22 protein-coding genes are annotated in these 23,030 nt (G+C 48.5%); 11 read left to right on the top strand and 11 right to left on the bottom strand.

Features of this window, described 5'->3' with window-relative positions; genetic code table 11:
• Positions 1–9: 9 nt before the first annotated feature.
• The 9 genes from uspE to ccoN all read right to left on the bottom strand — a co-directional run bounded on the left by uspE (position 10) and on the right by ccoN (position 8,106).
• On the bottom strand, positions 10–939 hold the full coding sequence (gene uspE, locus CWE21_RS01800; protein WP_126832569.1) for a universal stress protein UspE: 930 nt from the start codon (positions 937–939) through the stop codon (positions 10–12).
• A gap of 63 nt (positions 940–1,002) precedes the next feature.
• On the bottom strand, positions 1,003–1,674 hold the full coding sequence (locus tag CWE21_RS01795) for a sulfite exporter TauE/SafE family protein (protein ID WP_241970193.1): 672 nt from the start codon (positions 1,672–1,674) through the stop codon (positions 1,003–1,005).
• Entirely contained in the window at positions 1,664–1,858 is a 195-nt protein-coding gene (ccoS, locus tag CWE21_RS01790; protein ID WP_126832567.1) for a cbb3-type cytochrome oxidase assembly protein CcoS, read from the bottom strand. The genes CWE21_RS01795 and ccoS overlap by 11 nt, the downstream gene beginning before the upstream one ends.
• A 2-nt stretch (positions 1,859–1,860) precedes the next feature.
• Complete coding sequence (locus tag CWE21_RS01785; protein WP_126832565.1) at positions 1,861–4,311, bottom strand: heavy metal translocating P-type ATPase; 2,451 nt, start codon at positions 4,309–4,311, stop codon at positions 1,861–1,863.
• 3 nt (positions 4,312–4,314) lie between these two features.
• Positions 4,315–4,821 (bottom strand): FixH family protein, encoded by a 507-nt coding sequence (locus tag CWE21_RS01780; protein ID WP_126832563.1) that lies wholly within the window; start codon positions 4,819–4,821, stop codon positions 4,315–4,317.
• Positions 4,822–4,882: 61 nt separating this feature from the next.
• Positions 4,883–5,833 (bottom strand): cytochrome-c oxidase, cbb3-type subunit III, encoded by a 951-nt coding sequence (gene ccoP, locus CWE21_RS01775; protein WP_126832561.1) that lies wholly within the window; start codon positions 5,831–5,833, stop codon positions 4,883–4,885.
• Positions 5,826–6,017: a cbb3-type cytochrome oxidase subunit 3 gene (locus CWE21_RS01770; protein ID WP_126832559.1), complete on the bottom strand. Its 192-nt coding sequence runs from the start codon at positions 6,015–6,017 to the stop codon at positions 5,826–5,828. Before CWE21_RS01770 ends, ccoP begins: the two co-directional genes overlap by 8 nt.
• 1 nt (position 6,018) lies before the next feature.
• Entirely contained in the window at positions 6,019–6,639 is a 621-nt protein-coding gene (gene ccoO, locus CWE21_RS01765; protein WP_126832557.1) for a cytochrome-c oxidase, cbb3-type subunit II, read from the bottom strand.
• Positions 6,640–6,651: 12 nt separating this feature from the next.
• Positions 6,652–8,106 (bottom strand): cytochrome-c oxidase, cbb3-type subunit I, encoded by a 1,455-nt coding sequence (ccoN, locus tag CWE21_RS01760; RefSeq protein ID WP_126832555.1) that lies wholly within the window; start codon positions 8,104–8,106, stop codon positions 6,652–6,654.
• A 239-nt stretch (positions 8,107–8,345) separates the two neighbouring features.
• Here ccoN and CWE21_RS01755 point away from each other — a divergent pair, with 239 nt between their 5' ends.
• From CWE21_RS01755 to fabA, 11 genes are all read left to right on the top strand, one after another.
• Positions 8,346–8,729 carry a hypothetical protein gene (locus CWE21_RS01755; protein WP_126832553.1) on the top strand — a complete coding sequence of 128 codons (384 nt, stop codon included), beginning with the start codon at positions 8,346–8,348 and terminating at the stop codon, positions 8,727–8,729.
• A gap of 147 nt (positions 8,730–8,876) precedes the next feature.
• Positions 8,877–9,338: an NfeD family protein gene (locus tag CWE21_RS01750; protein ID WP_126832551.1), complete on the top strand. Its 462-nt coding sequence runs from the start codon at positions 8,877–8,879 to the stop codon at positions 9,336–9,338.
• 27 nt (positions 9,339–9,365) lie between these two features.
• Complete coding sequence (locus CWE21_RS01745) at positions 9,366–10,298, top strand: SPFH domain-containing protein (RefSeq protein WP_126832549.1); 933 nt, start codon at positions 9,366–9,368, stop codon at positions 10,296–10,298.
• A 119-nt stretch (positions 10,299–10,417) separates the two neighbouring features.
• On the top strand, positions 10,418–11,476 hold the full coding sequence (locus tag CWE21_RS01740; protein WP_126832547.1) for an efflux RND transporter periplasmic adaptor subunit: 1,059 nt from the start codon (positions 10,418–10,420) through the stop codon (positions 11,474–11,476).
• The gene (locus CWE21_RS01735; RefSeq protein WP_126832545.1) at positions 11,476–14,562 is read left to right on the top strand and encodes an efflux RND transporter permease subunit; all 3,087 of its coding nucleotides are present in this window, start codon (positions 11,476–11,478) and stop codon (positions 14,560–14,562) included. Before CWE21_RS01740 ends, CWE21_RS01735 begins: the two co-directional genes overlap by 1 nt.
• The gene (locus CWE21_RS01730; protein WP_126832543.1) at positions 14,559–15,107 is read left to right on the top strand and encodes an SRPBCC family protein; all 549 of its coding nucleotides are present in this window, start codon (positions 14,559–14,561) and stop codon (positions 15,105–15,107) included. The genes CWE21_RS01735 and CWE21_RS01730 overlap by 4 nt, the downstream gene beginning before the upstream one ends.
• A 420-nt stretch (positions 15,108–15,527) precedes the next feature.
• Entirely contained in the window at positions 15,528–16,337 is an 810-nt protein-coding gene (locus tag CWE21_RS01725; protein WP_126832542.1) for a rolling circle replication-associated protein, read from the top strand.
• On the top strand, positions 16,327–16,752 hold the full coding sequence (locus tag CWE21_RS01720) for a hypothetical protein (RefSeq protein WP_126832540.1): 426 nt from the start codon (positions 16,327–16,329) through the stop codon (positions 16,750–16,752). The genes CWE21_RS01725 and CWE21_RS01720 overlap by 11 nt, the downstream gene beginning before the upstream one ends.
• A 658-nt stretch (positions 16,753–17,410) precedes the next feature.
• Positions 17,411–18,277 (top strand): TraB/GumN family protein, encoded by an 867-nt coding sequence (locus CWE21_RS01715; RefSeq protein ID WP_126832538.1) that lies wholly within the window; start codon positions 17,411–17,413, stop codon positions 18,275–18,277.
• A gap of 18 nt (positions 18,278–18,295) precedes the next feature.
• Entirely contained in the window at positions 18,296–20,209 is a 1,914-nt protein-coding gene (locus tag CWE21_RS01710) for an AAA family ATPase (protein ID WP_126832536.1), read from the top strand.
• A gap of 75 nt (positions 20,210–20,284) precedes the next feature.
• Positions 20,285–20,797 carry a 3-hydroxyacyl-[acyl-carrier-protein] dehydratase FabA gene (gene fabA / locus CWE21_RS01705; protein WP_126832534.1) on the top strand — a complete coding sequence of 171 codons (513 nt, stop codon included), beginning with the start codon at positions 20,285–20,287 and terminating at the stop codon, positions 20,795–20,797.
• Between the two features lie 114 nt (positions 20,798–20,911).
• Here the strand turns inward: fabA and rmf are convergent, their stop codons facing one another.
• Positions 20,912–21,085 carry a ribosome modulation factor gene (gene rmf, locus CWE21_RS01700; protein ID WP_034729406.1) on the bottom strand — a complete coding sequence of 58 codons (174 nt, stop codon included), beginning with the start codon at positions 21,083–21,085 and terminating at the stop codon, positions 20,912–20,914.
• Positions 21,086–21,275: 190 nt separating this feature from the next.
• Positions 21,276–23,024 (bottom strand): DUF3466 family protein, encoded by a 1,749-nt coding sequence (locus CWE21_RS01695; RefSeq protein WP_157982717.1) that lies wholly within the window; start codon positions 23,022–23,024, stop codon positions 21,276–21,278.
• Positions 23,025–23,030 lie beyond the last annotated feature (6 nt).

The following is a 23,030-nucleotide window of genomic DNA, read 5'->3' as shown; positions in this document are numbered from 1 at the left end:
GTGGGCGGATTATACCTTAACTGGCGTCTCAAATCCCGCAGGTTTTACTGCTAATAGATCACAGTTTATCTGTTCAATGACGTGTTCGGCGGTGTTGCCTAACAGCGCCGCGCTGAAGCCAGTCCGGCCAATGGTGCCGAGCACCACTAGTTCCGCGTCAAGCTCTTCGGCAAGTTCGGGTATCACTTGTTCGGGCAGGCCCTCACGCACATGTTGTTGAGTCGCTTCAATATCGAATTTCTTGGCGTGTTCGGCAAGCGCATGTTGATGGTTCTCAGCAATGACTTCGCGGTAATTTGCCGTATCGAACTCGGGAATTTCTGCGGCAATGGTCACGGGGGCGCCTGGGTAGGCGTTCACGAGGTGAACTTCGCTATGCAAGCATTTCGCAAAGCCTTTGGCAGCTTCGGTGATACGCACATTCAAGCTGTCGTGATGCTCACTTTCCCCAGTTGTGTGGATAGCAGCGAGTACCTTGCCATGTTCGGGCCATTCATGTTCTTTGACCAGCAACACAAGACTCGGGGCCTTACGTAAAAGGTGCCAGTCCGTTGGGGTAAAGATAATGTGAGCCAAGCCCTCGTGAGGATGCGTCGCTTTGACGATAATATCGTGCTCACCCTTTATTGCGGTTTCGATAATGGCTTCGTAAGGCCGATTGTGCCAGAGCACTTTGATATCAATTTGCAAGTCACGGGTGTTGTAGTCTTCCAGCAGATCGGTGATCCAAACTTTACGATCATTGATGAGGCTGTCGCGCATGGTGTTGCGCTCTTCGGCCGCCAGCATGGTGGTCATTTCATACGAGAAGTCATAGATCGAAAGCATCAAGGTAACGCGAGCCTGACTGATACGGGCCAAGTGCAAGGCGCGGTTGAGCGCTTTTTGTTGCTGCTTGTCGGGGTCGAGCACGACGAGAATATTTTTGACGCAAGACATATCACACCTCAATTAAATCACACTGATAATGTCAGTTTAGTCAGAAAATCGAGGGTAAGCCAACTAGTTGAATACTAAGGTTTGACGCAACGCAATAACCGCTACCCACAAGCCATAAACAATCATTAGAACGCCCATCGCTTGGCGAAAGCCTTGAGCTTTTAGAATACTTTGTAGGGCGCCACTGAACCAGCCCATCGCCAGCATTGCCGGTAACGTGCCGAGGCCGAACGCCAGCATATAGAGCGCGCCAGTGGCAGGGGAGCCACTGAGGGCAGCCCAGCTCAGCGCACTGTAAACTAAACCACATGGCAACCAACCCCATAGCGTACCGGCCAAGTAACGGGTAAGCAGTCCGTTGCCTTGGCGTAATTTCGCTGCGCTTGGGGCAAGACGTTGCCATAGGGGCCGGCCGAGGCGTTCAAGTTTCTGCAAGCCAAACCACCAGCCTCCGAAATAGCAGCCCAGGGCAATAAGGAAAAAGGCTGCAACAAAGCGCAGAATAAGAAGCCCCGGGCCAATACCACTGAGTATTGCTTGGCTTAGTAGGCCTACTAAAGTGCCGGCGAGGGCATAAGAACTTATCCGGCCCGCGTTGTAACTCACTAATGCGGCAATACTGGGTGCCGTGTCGCCGGGTCGATTGAGCGCACCGGCGAGGCCGCCGCACATCATCAAACAATGCCCAGCACCGGCAAGCCCCATAAGTAATGCTGCTAGCAGATCAAGCGTCATTTTTTTGCTGCTGCTCGGCTTGTGGTTTTTTGTCAGCTTTTGGATCGTCGTCGTCAAGCAACACATTCATGCCTTGACGCTCAAGATCTTCAAATTGATCACTGCGTACCGCCCAGAAGAAAATGACCACGGCAATAATGACAAAGAGGATGGCGATAGGAATTAAGATATAAAGGCTTTCCAAAATTACCTCGCGTCTTTTGGCGCTCGATACAGTCTTAGTGAGTTAGCTAAAACCAATAACGAACTGATCGACATACCGATAGCGGCGATATAGGGGGTAACCAAGCCCAAGACCGCAATCGGGATAATGCCTAGATTATACACTAATGCCCAGCTGATATTTTGTCGCAAAATACGCCGACTTTGCGCAGTGTGTGTGATGAGTTGAGCAACGGCGGCAAACTCATTACGCATCGCTACGACATCTGCGGCTTGGCGGGCAAGATCAGCAGCTTGGCCAAAGGTCATGGACACATCAGCCTGGGCCAAGACGGGACCGTCGTTAATACCGTCGCCGATCATTAACACAGGTCCGTCTTTTTGTTGGCCCTGAACATAAGCCAGCTTGTCTGCCGGCAGGCATTCTGCCTTGAAAGTAGAAATGTTTAACTGGTCGGCAACGCGTTTAGCGTTAGCGTATTTATCGCCGGTTAGCATGATCAATTCAAAGCCTTGTTCACGCAGCTGGTTGAGGGTGCTAAGGGCATCATCACGAATGTGATCTTCGACTTTGTAAAAGGCGAACACTTCGGACTCAGTGGCCAACACCACGTTCGCTTCCGATTGTTCAGTCACTTCTGGATGCCATTCGCCGATAAATCGTGGTGCTCCGATACGCACTTTAACGGGATCTGCCGATGGCGAAGCATACCAAGTCGCGCTGATTCCGGCCCCTAAATGCACCTCAACATCATCCAGTTGAAGCTTAGCGGAATCGAGGTCGAGTGCCTTAAACGGCTCTGCTAGCGGGTGCTCAGAATAGCTTTCAAGTGCCTTAGCAAGGCTATCAGCGCGTTCTGCGTTTCCGTTCGGGTACTGGCGTTCAGACAGCGCAAATTGCCCCGAGGTTAAGGTTCCCGTCTTGTCGAGTACGACGGTTTTTACCTCGCGGAGGGTTTCGATGACATCGGTATTGCGCAGGATAATGCCATAACGATTGAGGCGATGGATGACGCCGGTGACAGCCGTCGGTGCCGCCAAAGCTAAGGCGCAAGGGCAGGTTGCAACGAGCACCGCAAGGGTAACCCAAAACGCTTCAGCTGGATCAATAAAACTCCAAACCAAAAAGGTTAATGCCGCAAGTATTAAAAGTTGTTTAACGAATTGGTTCGCTAAACGTTCGGCACGTTCCGCAAGTCGTGGCTTATTGGCGAGTGCCTGATCCTGCAGTGCTGCAATTTTTGCCATCACGGTGCTTTGTTGCGTGGCGAATACCCGTACTCGAATGGGCTGGGTTTGGTTTAAGGTGCCTGCCAACACTTGGCTGCCTTGTTGATGCAGTACAGGAACACTCTCACCGGTGAGCATGCTCTCGTTAATTTCTGTTTCGTGACTCAGTAGTTCACCGTCAGCGGGCAAGGTTTGCCCGGCCAGTACCTGCACTACGTCACCCACATTGAGCTTACTTACTGCCACCGATTCAAATTGCCCTGGGGCAACTTCGCGCTGTGCTGTTGCCGGCAGTAGCTTGACTAAGTTTGCGGCAGTCGCGATGGCGCGTTGCTTGGCAAGTAACTCGAGGTAACGACCGACCAATAGCAGAAAGGTAAACATGCTGACCGACTCAAAATAAACTTCGCCAGCATTGATGACAGTCGCGTAGGCACTCGCCCCATAAGCACTTAGCAACGCGAGGCTGACAGGAACGTCCATATTGAGCTGTCTGGCTTGAATACTGCGCAGTGCGGAAAGATAAAAAGGCTGTGCGCTATAAAGCAGTACAGGCGTGGCAAAAAGCAGACTGATCCACCAAAAGAACTGACGCAAATTGTCGTCAAGTTCATCAACCATGCCGAAGTAGAGCGCCACGGCAATCATCATAACTTGCATCGTGGCTAAACCGGCGATGCCGATACGTCGCACAAAGTAACGGCGACGGCGTTTAAAATCTTGTTCCTGAGTGGCTGCTTGAAACGGTAAGGCGCGATAGCCAAGACCTGCGATTTCTTGCAATAAGCTGCTTAATTTGACTTGCTGCTCGTCCCAACGAATGCTGACCCGTTCGGTGGTCGCATTCACCTGCGCGTTATGCACGCCGTTTAGCCGCATTAATTGCTGTTCAATGAGCCAAGCACATGCGGCACAAGTCATACCCTCAACTGAAAGGGTGGTGGAGCGCATGCCGGCATCATCAACTTGGGTAAACTGCTCTTGCAGGTCCTTTTGATCGTAGGCCTCGAGTTGCTGTAATTCTTCAGGCAAGAGTGGTACTTGCAGGGGATTGCTGGTGTCGCGAAATTGGTAAAAGTGTAGTAAGCCTTGTTCTTCTATCGTTTGCGCAACCGCTTGGCAGCCGTAACAGCACACCGCTTGGGATTGACCGGCAACGGTCACCTTGTAGCCGCCATCCTTAGGCAATGGCTGTAAACAATGGAAACAGTGTCCCTCAGGAGGCTGGGGCAACGCTTTAGTCATGAATTAAACGCCGTACGTCAGAGGCTCTAAGGTGAGCTCGCGATAGGCGGGTAATTGTAATTGTTGGCTCAAACGCCAACTGCCGTCGAACGGGGTGATGGTTACTGTCCATTTGCCTTTGTGCTCGACCACATCGGCTGGCAACTCACCACGGAAAACACCTTGTGCGTCAGCGGTAAGTACAAGCGAAAAGTCTTTATCCGCAAGGGTGGTGTGATAAAAACGAACATTCAAGGCAGTGAGTTCAGCAGGTGCGCCGGTTTGATAGGCGAGTGCTAATTTTTGCCCATCTTGTTGAAAGCTGAAGGTAATACCACGGCGTTGAGCTTCTTGTACTTTCTCAACCTGTGCATTGATACCACGGCCTTTCTTGTAGTAATCGTCAACCACCATCGGATTATCGCCGTAACTTGAGGCGACAGATAGTGTGATAACCATTGCGATAACCACGGAAAACGGAATACACATCAAAAACCAAGGCCAAAACTGCTTATACCACGGCTTTTCCATTACGCATTACCTCAAATTGTATAGCTGTTAGAAAAAACCCCGCGTTTGCGGGGTTTTCACTTTAGTCGTTTGAAAGCCCGTAAACGTAGGCGCTGATAACGTGTATCTTGTCTTCGCCTAGAATATCAATCCAAGCTGGCATGACACCGTTACGGCCATTGTGTAGGGTTTCTTCAATCGCAGCTTGTGAACCACCGTATAGCCACGTATTGTCGGTTAGGTTAGGGGCACCCAGTTGCTGATTGCCTTTACCATCCATACCGTGACAGGCTGCGCAGACTGCGAAGTTTTGCTTACCTGCGCTGGCAAGCTCAGGATCAACCTTGCGACCACTCAAACTCAAGACATAAGTCGCGAGCTCGGTAATTTGTTGATCATTGAACTGTCCGTCGAATGCTGGCATTTGACCTTGACGACCTTGAATCAAAGAAGTCTTGATTGCTTCCGGTGAACCACCGTAAAGCCAATCGTCATCAGTCAAGTTAGGGAAGCCTTTGCCACCCATCGCATTTGAACCATGGCACTGCGCACAGTTCTGTAAGAAGAGACGTTGACCGATTTCCACAGCGTCTTCATCTTTCGCCAACTCAGGAATTGGACGTTCAGACAAAGCCGCAAAAATCGGGCCAAATTCTTCTTCAGCAGCTTGCACTTCACGGTCATATTGAACGATAAGGCCGGCTTCGCGATGAGCTTCAGTGGCTGCTCGCGACTCTTCGAGAGAACGAACTTCTTGGTTTGAACTACTCCAACCAAGCAGGCCTTTGAAGTTACCTAGGCCCGGGAAAAGAGCAAGGTAAATGAAGCCCCAAACGATAGTGACCCAAAATAGAATCATCCACCAACGCGGCAGGGGGTTGTTAATTTCAACGATACCGTCGAACTCATGATCCATGAGTTCACCTTCTTTAATTCCGGTATAGTTGGTCATGTTCCAGCGCAATAGCCAAATGATAAAGACTAAAAACGCTAGGGTCAGGACGATAATCCATGCACTCCAGAAGCTACTCATTGTTCTTCGACTCCTGTTTAGTATTGTTTTGCTTGCTGTTGTCTAACTCGTCTTCTTCAAAAATGGAGTTAGCTGCCTCATCAAAGTCCTTTTTGCGGCCTTTGCTGTAGGCCCACAGCCCGATGCCAATAAACAATACGAAAACGATAACTGTGTAAATACTACGCCAGGTGATGTATTCCATCTTAATTGGCCTGTTGTTGTAACCCGGTACCTAACGCTTGCAGGTAAGCAATTAACGCTTCCATTTCGGTTTTACCGACAACGGCGGCTTGTGCACCTGCGATGTCTTCGTCAGTGTACGGGACACCATATTGACGATAGACTTCCATCTTCTTCGCAGTGTACTCGCCGTCGAGTTTGTTCTCGGCTAACCATGGAAAACCAGGCATGTTGGATTCAGGCACAACGTCACGTGGATCCATGAGGTGGACGTAATGCCACTCATCACTATAACGTCCACCCACACGCGCTAGGTCAGGACCGGTACGCTTGGAGCCCCATAAGAACGGGCGCTCCCAGACGTGCTCACCGGCAAGTGAGTAGTGGCCATAACGCTCAGTTTCCGCGCGGAATGGGCGAATCATTTGGCTGTGACAGTTATTACAACCTTCGCGAATATAGATATCACGACCTTCCAGCTCTAACGCTGTATACGGTTCTAAGCCAACCACAGGTTCATTGGTTTGCTTTTGGAACAATAACGGTGTGATTTCGACTAAACCACCGATCGAAATGGTGAGGGTGGCAAAAATGGCCAACCAGCCCACGCGTTTTTCGACGAAATCGTGCTTAATGTTTTTCATTCCTACGACTCCTTAAGCTGATTGCGCGGCCGCTTCACGAGGAGCAGCATCGATGGTTTCGACAGTCGGTTTACCTGCTTTGATAGTGCGGTAACAGTTAACTGCCATCAGGATCATACCGGCGACGATGAACAAGCCACCAACAAAGCGGATGAACCAGAACGGATAAGACGCCTCTACACTTTCTACAAAGCTGTAGGTGAGGGTACCGTCTTCGGCATTCACAGCTCGCCACATCAGACCTTGCATAACCCCTGAGATCCACAGTGCAACGATGTAAAGCACAACGCCAATGGTGTGTAACCAGAAGTGGATGTTGATCCAACGGACGCTATGCATTTGCGTTTGGCCCCAAAGGCGCGGAATCAGGTAATAAAGTGAGCCGATGGTAATCATCGCAACCCAACCTAGCGCACCTGAGTGTACGTGGCCGATGGTCCAGTCAGTGTAGTGCGAGAGCGCGTTTACTGACTTGATAGACATCATTGGGCCTTCGAACGTTGACATGCCGTAGAACGACAATGAAACGATCAAGAAGCGTAAAATTGGGTCGGTTTTTAGCTTATGCCATGCGCCTGATAGGGTCATGATACCGTTGATCATACCACCCCATGATGGGACGAATAGGATCACTGACATCACCATACCAAGTGATTGAGTCCAGTCTGGCAAAGCGGTGTAGTGCAAGTGGTGCGGGCCGGCCCAGATGTAGAGGCCAATCAACGCCCAAAAGTGCACAACTGAAAGACGATACGAGTACACTGGACGCTCCGCTTGCTTGGGTACGAAGTAATACATCATACCGAGGAAGCCGGCCGTGAGCAGGAAGCCTACCGCATTGTGACCGTACCACCACTGAACCATGGCATCGACAGCGCCTGCGTAGACACTGTATGACTTGGTAAAGGACACTGGCATCGCCATACTGTTAACAATATGCAGAACTGCGATGGTTACGATAAAGCCACCGTAGAACCAGTTTGCAACATAGATGTGCGAGGTACGACGTTTTACCAAGGTGCCGAAGAATACGATAACGTAGGCAATCCAAGATAAGGCGATCAATACGTCAATCGGCCACTCTAGTTCGGCATACTCTTTTGATGTCGTATAGCCAAGCGGTAGGGTAATGACCGCAAGTACAATGACGGTCTGCCAGGACCAAAAGACAAAGGATGCTAATTTGTTCGAAAACAGCGCTGTACGGCACGTCTTTTGAACAATATAGAACGAGGTTCCCATCAGCGCCGAGGTACCAAAAGCGAAGATAACCGCATTGGTATGTAACGGACGCAAGCGAGAATAGGTTAGCCATGGAGTATCAAAATTGAGCTCCGGCCAAATTAGCTGGGCTGCAATCCAAACACCCAAAGCCATACCGATGATTCCCCAAATAACGGTCATAATCGCGAATTGGCGCACGACCTTGAGGTTGTATTCGATCTGTTGTGGACTTGTTTGACTCATTTTTATTTTCCGCGTTGATTCTCTGACTTCAGAACAGAGTAACGTGACAATGATGATCGCTTGTCGGATACTTTGACAAACACCTCCTCATTTTATGACGGATAGCCATAAAAATACAGGAAGAATCTATGAAAAATCCAAGCGCAACGCCAACTTGAGGAAATTTTGGGCAAGTCATGAATATAACTAATCAGTCTTTACCTTATTTCTCTTATTTCCGCACTAAAAGTAGGGTCTTTGTGCTACTTTTGTTGGCGTTGAGTAGTATCTCTTGTAGCTTTGATGTAACGCAACAGTTACCGACGACAAAACTTGATCTGTATCAAGAAAAAATAATTTTATTAATGCCACGCCAGCCGGTACCTGTTGAACAAGGTTTGCAACTGCGTTTGCAGCTTCCTGACGGAGTCGTGCCGCAGCTCTCACGGGTCGAGGGCGAGTCGATGCCGATGGGGCAAATACCTCTGCAATGGCAACAGCTTGATGCCAACGAGTGGCAAGCGATTTTATACCTCGGTGCATGTACAGAGGAACAAATGGTGTGGCGGATGACGATCCCGTTGGAACACCAACAGGTTGCACTGCCGCAAAGCGTTACCTTTACTTTTATCAGTCAGCGCTAGAGGATAGAGCGGGTAAATTCGAAGCAACTTGAAACAAATTGCCGTGCCACTTTCGGATTACCTCATGCTATAGTCCACGAAACATATTTTTAACGCCATTTTTTAACGTCACATTGGGTGCGTTGCTTTAGCTGTTAAGGAGCTGCCATGTCCGTTGCTTTAATTTGGATCATCATTGGCATTGTATTAATACTTTCAGAACTGCTGTTAACCAGCGTCATTGCGGTATTCTTAGGAATAGGCGCAATTGTTACCGGGCTACTGTTGCACTGGAACATAATTGAGCAAAGCGCAAGTCAGTTTGCGGTTTTTGGAGCTGTAAGCTTAGTGCTTTTGGTGGTTGCTCGCGGTCATTTTAAACGTTGGTTTATGGGCTACACCGCAGATGAAGATGAGGCAAAGCCAAATTTTCAACGAGACATCGGTGCGCGTGTAAAAGTGATTCGCGATTTTAACCACGGTGCCGGACGTGTGGTCTTAAATGGTGTGCAATGGGATGCATTTTCGGATGATGAGTTAAAAGCAGGCGATACCGCTTGGGTTATCGCCAATGAAGGTATTCAACTGACTGTCGCCAAACAAAAACCAAGTGTGGCAACAAAGGCTTAAAAAGAATAACAACGAGGAGTAGTTGCAATGTTTCCATTAGACGTGGGCACGGTGCTCGCAATAGGCTTTGCCGTTGCAGTCATTATCGTCATTTTAAAAACAGCTCGTATCGTTCCGCAACGAACGAACTATGTAGTAGAGCGCCTTGGGCGTTATAACCGCACGCTGGATTCAGGCTTTCATTTATTGATCCCCTTTATCGATAAAGTCGCTTATCAACACACTTTAAAAGAAGAGGTGATTGATGTTGAACGCCAGGCCTGTGTGACGCGTGACAACATCCAAGTAGGCATTAATGGGGTGCTCTATATCCAAGTGGTTGATGCGCACAAGGCAAGTTATGGTATTAACGATTATCGCTATGCAGCATCACAATTGGCACAAACGACCATGCGTTCGGTGATCGGTCAAACGGACCTTGATAAAACCTTCGAAGAACGTGCACGAATCAACGAGATTGTGGTGCAGGCGCTGGATGAAGCTGCAGCACCTTGGGGTATTAAAGTACTGCGCTATGAAATTTCAGATATTGAACTGCCGATGAGCATTAAGGATGCCCTGGAACAACAAATGCGCGCTGAACGTGAACGTCGTGCCGCGATTGCCAAGTCTGAGGGCGAGCGCCAGTCGATGATTAACGTTTCGGAAGGTCACAAACAAGAAGTTATCAATTTGTCTGAAGCTGAAAAGCAAAAGCAAATTAACGAAGCTGAAGGGCGTGCGCGTGAAATCGAGCTGATTGCCGAAGCAACCGCAGAAGGCTTACGCAAAATTGCGGCATCGATTCAGCAACCAGGCGGCCAAGATGCTGTGAGTTTGCGAGTCGCTGAGCAATACGTTAAAGAGTTTGGTAACTTGGCGAAAGAAACCAATACCCTGATTTTACCCGCGCAATTGGCTGATATCGGTGGTGCGGTGGCAGGCCTTACTGAAGTGTTGAAAGCAAAGCCGCAGCAGTAAATTTAAACTGGCGTATCTAAAAGGCCGTTCATCGAGGATGAACGGCCTTTTTTGATCATATTTGTTCAAATATGACTATATACACGCGGTATCAAAGTTTTTTAAAAGGATTCTACTTAATGAAGTTGTCTCAGGGCATGAGCGCATTCGCTACAGTTTCGGTGTTGTTGTTGGCTAATTTATTGATGGGGTCAGCGGCTGCACAACAATGGGGTAATCGCGAGCAAGCAGCACTTGTTGTTACGCAGCCTTTAGGCTTTGAGCGTAAGCAAGAACAAGTTGAAGCCGTTGCCTATGCGGAAGCATTACGTTCGGTAGACATTTATGCTGCGGTGGGTGACGAAGTGACTGAGGTCAACTTTGAACCAGGTGATAACGTTGCCGCCGGCGATGTGTTGGTGCAGCTTGATGATCGGCGCCAACAGATTGCTTTACAACGCGCAAAACTGCAATTAGCCGATGCGGAACGAACAGTAGAAAGGTTACGCACCAGTCGCGCAAGCGGTGCAATACCGCAGAGTCAGCTGGATGAAGCGATTATCGCTAGAGATCTCTTAGAAGTTGCCGTTGCTGAAGCTCAAACGGAAGTAGATGATCGCCGCGTTACGGCGCCTTTCGCTGGTGTGGTTGGGATTACCGATGTTGAAGTGGGCGACCGCATCACTGCGCAAACATTAATAACTACGTTAGATAAACGCAGCCAATTGTACCTTGATTTCCAAGCACCAGAACAAGCTGCTGACATGCTTAACGAGGGGGCGACGCTGGAAGTTTATTCGTGGTTGCGTGCCGAAAACCGCATTGAAGCGGAAATTGCCGAAATTGGCTCGCGCATTGACGCCACCAATCGTACCTTGCGCATCCGCGCACTTCTCGACAACTCAGAAGACCGTTACCGCCCAGGTATGAGTTTTCGTGTCGCGCTTACATTGCAGGGCGATAGCTATCCGTCTGTTCCCGAAGCAGGATTGATGTGGGGGCCGGAGGGCGCTTATGTTTGGGTTGTAAAAGATGGCAAAGCGACACGCGTTGATGTGTCCATTGCGCAACGTTTACCTGGGCGAGTCTTGGTTGACGGCAATTTGCAGTTGGGCGACGAACTGATCGTCGAGGGCGTGCAGACCTTGCGTCGCGGTCAGGCGATCGAGCGATTGGCTGATAACGGAGACCTGAACTAATGAAGTGGGCCCCCCAATTAAATGATTTGCCATCGATGTCGATTCGTCGACCGGTACTTATCGTTGTCCTAAATCTATTGATTATCATAGCCGGTATTGCAGCGATTCAGGGCGTCGAAGTACGGGAGTTGCCGGACGTCGATCGGCCGGTGATCTCGGTGACCGCAAGTTATCCTGGAGCTGCGCCCGAAACCGTTGATACCGAAGTAACCAGTCGCCTCGAAGGGGCGGCGGCACGCGTGAGTGGTGTGAAGTCCATTCGCGCCTCAAGTGAAGAGGGTAGCTCACGGATCGTTATCGAATTTCGTCCCGGTATTGATTTAGATAACGCGGCGAACGAAACCCGAGAGTCGGTGAGTCGGGTACAACGCGGCTTACCCGAGCAAGTTGAAAATGTTTCTATTATTAAAGCCGATAATGACGCTGAATCCGTTGTCGCCTTAGCTATTTCAAGCGATGCGTTGGATTTACCCGCCTTAACTGAACGCGTTGAAACCGATTTAGCGCCAAACTTTTTGAACATTCCTGGTGTGGCCGATGTGCGCCTGACGGGTGATCGGCGCCGGGTCATGCGCGTTGTCATTGAGCCATTGCGGTTGTCCAGTTACAACCTTACTGTCACACAAGTTGCTGCGGCATTGCGGCAAGCGCCCTTTGATGTTCCTGCTGGTAGCTTAAAGTCGACTGATCAACAGCTGATCGTGCGTGCCGACGCGAGCTCGGTATCACCGGAAGATGTAGAGAACATCGTTATCTCGGGCACGACACGTGTGGGTGACGTAGCAACCGTTTATTTTGGGCCTGCCGACGCCAGCAGCATCACGCGCTTGGATGGTAAACAAGTATTGGGCTTGGGCATTATTCGTCAAGCGCGCTCAAATACCATCGAGATCTCGGATGAAGTTCTCCGTCTTGTCGAAGACCTGCGTAAGCAGTATCCAGATCTAACCATTCAAGTCACTGATGATGACGCTGAATTCATTCGCAGCTCAGTAGAAGAAGTGATCACCTCGCTTGGCTTGACTATTTTATTGGTGATCGCAACTTTGTGGCTGTTTATCGGCTCAGGGCGCGCTACCATCATTCCTGCAGCATCTATACCTGTCGCGCTTATTGGTGCGGTCGCGGTCATTTGGCTGCTTGGCTTTTCGATTAACATTCTGACCTTATTGGCCTTGGTCTTAGCGACCGGCTTAATTGTCGATGATGCAATCGTGGTGTCTGAGAACATTCAGCGCCGCCGCACCATGGGGCTGGGTGCGCGGGCAGCTGCTGTTATTGGTACACGCGAGGTCTTCTTTGCGGTGGTTGCGACCACAGCGGTTTTGGTTGCGGTGTTCGTTCCTATTGCGTTTTTGCCTTCAACAGCGGGGCGTCTATTCCGTGAATTTGGCGGTGTACTCGCGGCAGCCGTCATTATTTCTTCGTTCGTCGCGTTGTCGTTAGTTCCGGCGCTGACCGCACGCCTACCGTTAAAAGAACACAAGGAAACGGTGCTTTCACGCATCGGTACGCGATTCTCTAATATCTACAGTAAAACGCTGCACTGGGTACTCGATCACGCGTTGTTAGTTTTTGTTGGCTGTACTTTGGTCGCCGGGAGTGCGGTGTGGTTTTATTTGCAGGTCGACAATGAGTTGATGCCGCAAGAGGATCGCGGTCAGATCCGAATCTTTGCTCGCGGTCCAGATGGTGTTGGCTTGAACTTTATGGATCGGCAAGCGCAACGCATGGAAGAAATACTGCTGCCCTATGTGAATGGTGGTGCGGTTCAAAGTATAAACACGCGAGTAGGGCAATGGGACCCGAATCTAGTATTTATTACGGTGCGATTAACCGACTGGGAAGAACGCGACCGCTCGCAACAAGAAATCATCGACGAGATCAGCGAGCCATTGAGTCGTATTCCTGGCGCTCCTGCACGCGCCTTTGGTTCGAATAGTTTGAACCTGCGGGGCCAGGGTGGCGGCTTAGAAGTTGCCCTAACTGGCGATGAATACCTCGACATCTACAATGCTGCGCTAGCGTTTGGTGAAGCGGTACAGTCCGAAATGCCCGAGGTTGGCTTCCCGCGAGTGGGTTACCAGCCGACTCAGCCGCAACTGCGCGTCAATATCGATCGCCGTCGTGCCGCGGACTTAGGCGTGTCATTAAGTGATATATCGACCACCTTGCGTGTTGCGATTAATGGCGATGACTTAGTCGACCTCAATATTGGCGACCAAGCCGTACCTATCATGTTACAAGCGAACCGTAACTTGATTAAGTCGCCGACCGATCTGGCAAACCTTTATGTCGGCACCGCAGATGGCCAAGTCGTGCCTTTATCAGCGGTTGCCAGCATCAGCGAAGAGGGCGTTGCTGCTGAATTAGAACGACGAGCACAACGCCGTGCTATTGAAGTTGACATGCAAATGCCGACCTCAATTCCGATCGAACAAGTAGTCGAAAATCTCCGTCGCATCGCTAATGACACCTTACCTGAGAACATTGGTATGGTGCTGCTAGGTGAGGCTGAAGCCTACGAAGAAACCGAACGAGAAGTGATGATGACCTATATCTTGGCATTTATCATCGTATTGCTCGTACTTGCCGCGCAGTTTGAGAGTGTCAATAGTGCTGTAGTGGTCATGGCTACCGTACCCTTTGGCATCGCCGCAGCCTTCTTTGCGTTGTTTATAACGGGCACTTCTATCAACGTATTCTCTCAAATAGGCTTGGTAATGCTGATTGGGTTGATTGCTAAAAACTCAATCTTACTTGTTGAATTTGCAGACCAACTTCGCGACAAGGGCCAGTCTGTAAGGGATGCGGTAGAACATGCTGCAAGTATTCGCCTGCGCCCGATCATGATGACGTTGGTTTCAACCTTGCTTGGGGCGTTACCGCTTATCCTTTCTGTTGGGGCAGGTGCTGAAGCACGCAACTCCATCGGCTGGGTGGTATTTGGCGGCCTTGCATTTGCGGTACTCTTTACGCTTTACTTAACGCCAGTGATTTATTTAGCGCTTGCGCGGTTTACCAAGCCTCGTGCTGATGAAACCCAACGTCTTGAGCGTGAAATGGAGCAGGCGGAGCAACAATGAGCATGAAAATAGCCCGTATTTCTTCTTTAGCGACGGTAATAGCGTGTTTGCTATTACCGACAGCTACCAGTAAAGCAGAAACTTTAGATAGTTCCGCTACAGGCTTCACTTTTGCCTTTTCGCTTCCTGTGGACGGGCATTTAAAGCATGTGTTTGAAGGACTTACCGAAGATATCGGCGCATGGTGGCTGGCTGACCATACTTGGTACGGTAAAAGTGAAAATATGACGTTACAGCTTAGACCGGGTGGCTGCCTGTGCGAAATTGACAGTGAATTGCGATTTACCGAACACTTACGCGTCGTTAAAGTTGAACCTTATAGCTTGATTCGATTTACCGGTGGCCTCGGACCATTACAAGGCGAAGGTGTGACGGGTGTGATGGATTGGAGTCTTAAGAATAGCGCCGACGAGCAAACCACGACTTTAACTGTTCGTTATCGCGTATCAGGGTATTCGCCAAATGATTTGTCAGCGTGGGCTGTAGCAGTCGAGAATGTTCTGCTGCAGCAAATGACATCCTTCCAAACCTACATGAACCAGTAATTCTGGATTTATCTGCAAAATCTGACCTAGGCGCGCAGGATTTTTACAATCGTGCGCTACGCGTTTACTTTTTAAAAAGCAGGGGTGTTATCCCCAAAATTTCACGTAGGGACGCATAAATGTGAATGCCTACTTATTCTTATAAGACTTATTAATATGTGATTTAACATAATATACATTATGCGTAATGGGGATATTTGAGGGCATTGGAGGAGTACGGTTTGACCCCTTAACCGATTCAATGCACGGCGAGTAACGGCCTCTGGAAATCCAGTTTCAGGCATAAAAAAACCCCGCAGACTCTGCGAAAGTCTCGGGGCGTGGTCACCTTGAACAGATTGTTCTAATGCATTCACTACACGCAGGTGACGGTTCTAATGTACTACAAAACCCGACCTGCTCCAATTTTTGGAGCTGAAAATGAATACCTCAACTTTGCCGCACGGAGGTGCGCCGCAAAGCGGTGCGCCTCTTCCTTGTCTAAATATAAACAATTCAATCGAAACGCTTCCCAATGCAGTGAGAAAAGCCATGTTTGTACTGCGTGAAAACGTCGATTTTTTAATACAAACTCACGGCATTAATTACGTTGGTTTTCTTACCCTTACCTTTCCTGACCAAGTGATTAACGGCAAGGAAGCCTCCAAGCGTTTTAACTCACTTGCGTCAAACTACCTAAAGCGTAAATTCAAGCATTGGGTTCGAGTCTATGAACGCCACAAAAATCGTAGGCTTCATTTGCATCTTTTGGTAATAACTGATTGTGACATTCGCACTGGATTCGATTTCGAGGCCGTAAGGTCTCGAAACTACAGCAGTGTTCCCCCTTCACTTCGTGCTTACTGGAAAGACCTTCGAGAAAATCTCCCCAAATACTCTTTTGGCCGTCATCAGCTAGAGCCTGTGCGTTCTTCGGGCTCGGTTATGGCTAAATATTTAAGCAAGTATCTCGGGAAAGATATGGGGCAACGTTCACCGCTTGATAAAGGTGTTCGTCTCGTTGGTTACTCAAAAGGTATTAGAGTGGCTAATTCTCGCTTCTCTTGGGCGTCTGACGGGGCTAGAGAATGGCGTAAAAAAGTTTCGTTGTTCGTTGCCCTAGTTTCCAGCAAATACGGCGTGGAGGCTTCATTTGATGGCGTTCGCTCAATAATGGGCTCGCGTTGGTGTCATGAACATAGGGACTATATTGCGTCTTTAGATTTGGGGGAACATTCCAATGCTGCGTAATAGTGATTATTGCACCCTGTTTGCCTCTGTATTCGGTTTTAACTGGCGAAAGGCGGCAGAATACTTTGGAGTCTGTGAACGCACTATACACCGCTGGTATGACGCTAATAAAGCCCCTGTCGTGATCGTTAAGTATTTGCTTATCATGGAACGTGGTTATCTCCCTCTCGAGGGCTGCTTTGCTCATTGGCGTATTGAGGGTGATAAGATTAGAACCCCTTACGGTGTCGTTTTGGCCGCTGATATCGAGTTTATTTACCAGTACAAATGGGCAGCACGCCAGTATCAGCGCTTACTTCGTGAACGTCCAGGGCAATTACATGATGCAGAATGTAAGTTGCGAAACGCTTTGTCACAGGCGCAGCGAATGCTTGATGAGTTGGGTTTTGGTGCCGACATAACCGGTACGGGTTAGGCATTCTGTCACGTTTCCGTGTTGCTTCATTATAGATAATCATCAATATAAGTGTTTATCTATATTCCGTGTTGCAGTGAGGGGTTAGCGCACGTTGCAATTAGCGCAGCGAGGGGCAAAGTGCAAAGAGCGCTAACCCTATCTTTCTATACTTACGCTTCCTTCCCAATTTATCGTTGTTCCAAATGTCCAAATGCTGGCATTTTGTCGATCTATTAAACATTATTAATACTTATTAAAGCTTGTAAAAGCATTCATCGTACTTATGATGCCGTCTATTTTTAGAATATTAGGAGTCACTAATAGTTAGCTTGGGGTAAATAGGGGGCTTGCCCCCTATTGCTAGACATAATGCGGTGTTCGCATAGTAAACAGATTGTTTACGGCCTCTCGATTTGTCCAAGTTTGATGATGTAAATCGCCCTCCTGCTAGACAAAGAAATCGTTGCTGTGTAACCTCAAATTGACCACGTGTTACGTACTAGATATACATTATGCGCAATGAGTGAAATGGTTAAATCAGCCCGTCTCCGGCCTGGGCTCGTACCGCTCGCTTTGCGCTCCGGTTGATGATTTGTGACATTTTGTTAGTAGCATTTTGTCAGTACTATCGCTACGCTTTCGGTGAACACCATTATTCAAAAAAGGAAACGGAACGATGCGTAGTAAATTTTCAGGTTTAGCAATGGCAACATCATTGGCACTAGGTTTGTCGGTGAGCTCTGCAAATGCAGCACTGCTCTATAAAATCACTGGCAAAGATATGGCCGAACCGTCGTATTTGTACGGCACCATTCATTTGATTTGTGAGGCTGACTTTAATGTTGCTGAAGCAACTCAGAAGGCCTTTGACGAAGCAGATAAACTCATCATGGAATTGGACATGGATGACCCCAACATGATGCAAAGTATGCAAGCGAAGATTTTTCAGCCTGAAGGTTTAAAGATTTCGAGTGGCTTATCTGAAGCACAAGCAGAAAAATTAGATGCGTTCTTTAAAGCAAATATGGGCGTTGGTTTATCGGCTTTTGATGGAATGCGCCCTTTTGTTGTCAGCGGCATGCTGATGTCTGCGCAACTTGATTGTGGCCAGCCAGCTTCTTTTGAAGGCTATTTCACGCAGCAAGCAATGATGCAACAGAAACCAGTTGAAGGTTTGGAAACTGTCGACTTCCAATTTGGCGTATTTGAACAGATCCCGCATGCGGAGCAAGTACAATGGCTAGCCGATGCATTGGAAGACGAAGCTGGAGCGAAAGCTGAATTACAGCGTATGATCGACCTCTACCAAGCTGAAGATATCGACGGCATGTACGGCATGTTTATCGAGATGGATGAATACGCCGAATATAAAGAAGTTCTTCTCGACCAACGTAACTTTGCATGGCAAGAGTCCCTAGATAAAGAACTGCAAGCTGAAGGCAGCGAATTTATTGCTGTGGGTGCAGGTCATTTGGGCGGAAAAGCTGGTATGATCAACCTTTTACGGGAACGTGGCTACACGGTGGAGCCGGTTTCGAACTAAGGTATTGAAGGTAACCCCATGCGCGTTGCAGCAGAACAATTACAACCTCCTATCTACGCATGGGCGCAACAGCGCCCTGCTTCTCCCTCAGTGAATCCATTAATTGGGCAAAATCGCGCCTTAGCGGCGATTGAGCAAACCATGCGCATTGGTGGCAGATATGCCCATGGCTTTATGGTAACAACGCCGGGTTTACGCGTAGTCGATGTGTTAAAAGAGCTGCAACAGCGCTACCAGTGGATGCATTTCGAACGCCACGACTGGCTTTACTTGGCAAATCCAGACTCTGCCAGTGAACCATTGTGTGTCAATGTACCCGCCGGTACCGCACGCGAAGTATTAGCTGGCCTGATGAAGCTCTTTGAGCTGCCGGTGAACGAACGTGAGCAACTTTTAGACGAGTTGCGTACAGGCTATCCTAGCGAGCGTTTTAGCGCCTATCTACAGCGTGTAAATGACAAAACATTCGATGACTTGCCAGGGAATGAACTGGCAACCATCATTGTTGAGTCTGACCAACACACGGATGATTTCGTGCTCTGTGACCGTGTGACCGATACCAGCCTGTTTGGCAGTATTCGTTTGCAGTCAGTGGCGGGTACGATTAGTTCAGAGTTACATCTCATTCAGCCAGGCGCTTTATTGAAAGCGAATGGCGGTGTGCTTGCCATCGATGCCGAAGAGTTGCTTACGCAACCCGGCTTATGGCGCAAACTAAAATATATTTTGCGGACGAGTTTATTTCATTGGCCGCAGCCGGGTGAAGCTAACATTGCCGCCTACTATCAGCCAGAACCCGTACCGATTCACCTTAAGGTTTTATTGTTGGGTGACCGTTCGATTTATGGCCAGTTACGCGAGCTAGACCGTGATTTCGACAATTTATTTCCTTATTTAGCCGATTTTTCAGCGCACTATTCCTTGAGTCATGACGAATTAGTGCCCTACTTTGATTATCTCGCTTATGTTGAACGCGAGTCAGCCACTTTTCCAATTGCCACTGAAGCACTGCCATTAGTGCTTAAGGAAGCGTCAAGGTTGAGTGATTATCAAACTGAACTTTCCTTAGACACCATCGCGTTAATGCAACTTCTGCGAGAAGCTGGAGCGGTTGCCAAAGCAAAGCAACAAGACACCATCGATCACGAAGCTGTGTTGCAAGTACTAAGACAACGCCAACAACGCGAAGGTTATATCGCTGAATTAAGCCGCCGCCAAATCCTCGAGGGCCAAGTGTTTATCGCCACTGAGGGCGATGTGGTTGGCCAGGTCAATGGCCTGACCGTAGTGACCATCGGCGGTAGTGAATTCGGCGAACCATCACGGATAACGGCGACCGTGCATTATGGTGATGGTGACATTATCGATATTGATCGCAAGTCTGAACTTAGCGGCAGTATTCATACGAAAGGTGTGATGATTCTTTCGGCTTATATCGCTAATGTTTTTGCGAAAAGCGAAGAAATGCGGCTCTCAGCGACCATCGTTTTTGAACAGTCCTACTATGAGGTCGATGGTGATAGTGCTTCGCTCGCCGAATTGTGTTGTCTGTTATCAGCTCTTGCCGAAGCACCTATTGCGCAAGGTATTGCAATTACCGGAGCTGTAGATCAATTCGGTGCAGTGCAAGCCATTGGCTCGGTCAACGAGAAAATAACTGGGCATTTCGCAGTTTGCCAAGCGCGCGGTTTAAATGGCAAGCAAGGCGTGATCATTCCCCAAGCGAATATGAGTCAGCTTAATCTTGAGCCGGATATCATCGCCGCCGTTGAAGCCAACAACTACCACATTTATGCCATCGAGGATGTTGCGGATGCCCTTGCCCTCTTGACCGGTGAAAATCAGAAACAGCTGTACGCTCGTATCGAAAAGCGGTTAGACGAACTGCAACACTGCGAACCTGAGCAACCGTGGTACAAGCGTCTTTGGTAAAATAACTAATCGGACTTGTTAAGCGTACAAGTGTTCGCTAAGCTAGCGAGCACTTGAATCAAAGGCAAGGTAGTTATGACCCAATCTAGTTTTACACGCGAAGATCTTCTCGCCTGCGCTGAAGGCGAAATGTTTGGCCCTGGTAATAGCCAACTCCCCGCTCCTAATATGTTAATGATGGATCGCATCGTTACCATCAGCGATGAAGGCGGCGAATACGGTAAAGGCTATATCCACGCTGAGCTCGATATCCGTCCTGATTTGTGGTTCTTTGACTGCCACTTTAAAGGCGATCCGGTTATGCCAGGTTGTTTAGGTTTGGATGCCATGTGGCAGCTAACTGGTTTCTTTTTAGCGTGGGCTGGTGGTCCAGGTCGTGGCCGCGCGCTCGGTGTTGGCGAAGTTAAATTCACTGGACAGATTTTGCCTACAGCCAAAAAGGTGAGCTATTTCATTGACATGAAACGTGTCATTAAGCGTAAACTGTTTATGGGAATGGCCGATGGACGCGTGGAAGTTGATGGCAAGACTATCTACACTGCGAAAGATCTTAAGGTTGGATTGTTTACCGACACATCTAACTTTTAAGCTTATCCGTAGCTAATTGAGCACAAAGAAAAAGCCCACCGAGTCATGTACTTGGTGGGCTTACTTACTTTCAAGAGAAGATTTTTAAATTTTTAGTGTGCTGGACAGATTACTTTAACGATATAACCCTACACTCCGCGCCTCTTGCGCGTCGCGCCAACCGCCTAACCACTGGGAACGAATTTCCTGATTCTGATACGGACATAGTTCTTTTGAACGACCCGCTACACCAGCTTTGAAACCTTGTGCATGTGCCCGTTCTAGGCGATCGCGTTTCTGTCTTTTCATCATTCACTTCCTCGTCCAGTTGTTCTTTTACAATTTTTCTAAGAGCGAAATTTATTTCACTCTTGTAATAATAGATAGCAACTGTGTGAGGGAGTTCAATAGCAAAAAAAAGCGCCTTTTCGGTTTTAGCTATAAGCTACTGAAAAGGCGCTAGATCTGAAGAAGATTTTTTTTAGAACAAGTTTTGCCGTTAGCGACTAAACTTGCGGCGAACTGTAATAAGACCACCAATCAATAACATAGAGATGAAGCCAAAAAGACCGGTGCTTGCGCCCTGGCGTTCGATTCTATTTTCTTCTTGTGAGCAATTGTTTAATTCACCTGATGTCGGATCTAGAATCAGTGTCTTCGCAAATTGCTCAGTAACGGTTTCGCCATCACCGTCCACAACTTCTTGCGGGAGGATGCCCGTAGCAACAATCTCACCATTGTTATTGATACCATCGGCGCTTACCAGATAATAACCCGAATCACAGGCTACGGCGTCATTGAGGTTGATGAAACGAGCGCCTTCAAGGTTACTTTCATAGCTAAAGGCAACGCGGCGACGTTGGGCCGACAAGTCTGCGTCTATTTCAGCAGTACCCACGATCAAACCTTCGTTATTAATTGCAGTAGGAATGGTGCTTGAGCCATTGAAGAAAGACGGCAATTCAGTGAATGTTTCCGACTGAATATCATAAATAAAGCCGATATAGCGGTTGATCCCCTGTACCCGGCGGATCACGAAGCCAATCACTTGATCTTCATCGTTAATATCAGTGGCTGAGCCCCAAAGGTAATCGGTGTTTTCCGTGACCGGTTTGACTTCACCGTCGATAAAAATAGCCGGCATTTTGATGCGGCGATTGGTCTCTTCGATACCATCGAAGTATGTCCAACTCTGACCGACAGCGATGCCATTGTTGTTCACCGCGATAGCATAGCTCGAAAAATCACCTTCATCGCCTTCAGCGCGATCCAGCAAGGTACCTAGTTGCTCGGTTGAGATGACGTTACCATCGGCATCGAGTTGCCAAAGCATAGCGTTCATATCATAAATTGACTGATTCGAGTTGATCGTCGCGCGGCTGTAAAAACTCTGCAAGTTACTTGCTGTGGCATTGCTTAAGTTAATCCAACGTTGCCACAGACAGGTATAAAGCGAGCGTGTTGCTGTGCCATCATCCAAACGTGCTTGGCAATCGTCAGCAAATGCTTGTGATGCAGGTGACACGGCCACACTAGCGTAACCTACTGCCAGGTTGTGGTCGTTGATATCCATCATCACCGACTCGCCGCCAAGATAAGCCTGCTCAGGCGCTGGATAGGTTTTTGTTACCGATCCATTTGACCAGATCGCTTGGCGAGTAAACGCACGAGAAGTGTAGGTAGCTGTAACTTCCTGTTCATCATCCCCTTCGCCAGTGGTATAGGTAAACTCATTGAAGCGGTATGGAGCACTCCCCCAACCTACACGGATATCATTATTGTTCAAGCCGTTGTAAATGTGGTCCGTTGAGTTTTCTTGTTCCGGAGTCGCATCGTCAGTGTCTTCAAAAAACTCATTAAAAGTGACGGATTGGCCGTTAAAGAAACCAGCATCGTAAAAAGAAACACGTGGGTTGCTGATAACAGTATTGGCGCTATCGCGTAGGCTTCGTACGAGCCTTTCGTATTGGAATACAGATAATTCGTAGGTCTCAAGGTCGTCCACTTCAGGATCGATACCAATACTGGCCAAAGTAGTTTCGGATAACTCAGTGAGGTCAAATTCAATGTCTTGTGGGAGTTGCCCTAACACAACACTATGACGGTTGTCGTTTATCGCAATAGGAAAAAGGTCACGAACTTTTTCTGGTGTCTCAACTTGCTGAATAGTGTAAGTGTCGGCCTGCGCTACAGACATGAGCGATGCGGCAACGGCGACGCTAAGGGCCCCTAAAGTAAACTTTTTCATAGGTAA

Source organism: Pseudidiomarina aquimaris (genome assembly GCF_003987395.1).
Classification (GTDB): domain Bacteria; phylum Pseudomonadota; class Gammaproteobacteria; order Enterobacterales; family Alteromonadaceae; genus Pseudidiomarina; species Pseudidiomarina aquimaris.
The sequence above is the reverse complement of the archived record's forward strand: the minus strand, read 5'-3'. Positions and strand labels throughout refer to the sequence as shown.

What these genes read in the sequence shown, in the direction of transcription:
- uspE (WP_126832569.1), bottom strand. Translation starts at nt 939, where the DNA reads ATGTCTTGCGTCAAAAATATTCTCGTCGTGCTCGACCCCGACAAGCAG.
- CWE21_RS01795 (WP_241970193.1), bottom strand. Translation starts at nt 1,674, where the DNA reads ATGACGCTTGATCTGCTAGCAGCATTACTTATGGGGCTTGCCGGTGCT.
- CWE21_RS01785 (WP_126832565.1), bottom strand. Translation starts at nt 4,311, where the DNA reads ATGACTAAAGCGTTGCCCCAGCCTCCTGAGGGACACTGTTTCCATTGT.
- CWE21_RS01780 (WP_126832563.1), bottom strand. Translation starts at nt 4,821, where the DNA reads ATGGAAAAGCCGTGGTATAAGCAGTTTTGGCCTTGGTTTTTGATGTGT.
- ccoP (WP_126832561.1), bottom strand. Translation starts at nt 5,833, where the DNA reads ATGAGTAGCTTCTGGAGTGCATGGATTATCGTCCTGACCCTAGCGTTT.
- CWE21_RS01770 (WP_126832559.1), bottom strand. Translation starts at nt 6,017, where the DNA reads ATGGAATACATCACCTGGCGTAGTATTTACACAGTTATCGTTTTCGTA.
- ccoO (WP_126832557.1), bottom strand. Translation starts at nt 6,639, where the DNA reads ATGAAAAACATTAAGCACGATTTCGTCGAAAAACGCGTGGGCTGGTTG.
- ccoN (WP_126832555.1), bottom strand. Translation starts at nt 8,106, where the DNA reads ATGAGTCAAACAAGTCCACAACAGATCGAATACAACCTCAAGGTCGTG.
- CWE21_RS01750 (WP_126832551.1), top strand. Translation starts at nt 8,877, where the DNA reads ATGTCCGTTGCTTTAATTTGGATCATCATTGGCATTGTATTAATACTT.
- CWE21_RS01745 (WP_126832549.1), top strand. Translation starts at nt 9,366, where the DNA reads ATGTTTCCATTAGACGTGGGCACGGTGCTCGCAATAGGCTTTGCCGTT.
- CWE21_RS01740 (WP_126832547.1), top strand. Translation starts at nt 10,418, where the DNA reads ATGAAGTTGTCTCAGGGCATGAGCGCATTCGCTACAGTTTCGGTGTTG.
- CWE21_RS01735 (WP_126832545.1), top strand. Translation starts at nt 11,476, where the DNA reads ATGAAGTGGGCCCCCCAATTAAATGATTTGCCATCGATGTCGATTCGT.
- CWE21_RS01730 (WP_126832543.1), top strand. Translation starts at nt 14,559, where the DNA reads ATGAGCATGAAAATAGCCCGTATTTCTTCTTTAGCGACGGTAATAGCG.
- CWE21_RS01725 (WP_126832542.1), top strand. Translation starts at nt 15,528, where the DNA reads ATGAATACCTCAACTTTGCCGCACGGAGGTGCGCCGCAAAGCGGTGCG.
- CWE21_RS01720 (WP_126832540.1), top strand. Translation starts at nt 16,327, where the DNA reads ATGCTGCGTAATAGTGATTATTGCACCCTGTTTGCCTCTGTATTCGGT.
- CWE21_RS01715 (WP_126832538.1), top strand. Translation starts at nt 17,411, where the DNA reads ATGCGTAGTAAATTTTCAGGTTTAGCAATGGCAACATCATTGGCACTA.
- CWE21_RS01710 (WP_126832536.1), top strand. Translation starts at nt 18,296, where the DNA reads ATGCGCGTTGCAGCAGAACAATTACAACCTCCTATCTACGCATGGGCG.
- fabA (WP_126832534.1), top strand. Translation starts at nt 20,285, where the DNA reads ATGACCCAATCTAGTTTTACACGCGAAGATCTTCTCGCCTGCGCTGAA.
- rmf (WP_034729406.1), bottom strand. Translation starts at nt 21,085, where the DNA reads ATGAAAAGACAGAAACGCGATCGCCTAGAACGGGCACATGCACAAGGT.
- CWE21_RS01695 (WP_157982717.1), bottom strand. Translation starts at nt 23,024, where the DNA reads ATGAAAAAGTTTACTTTAGGGGCCCTTAGCGTCGCCGTTGCCGCATCG.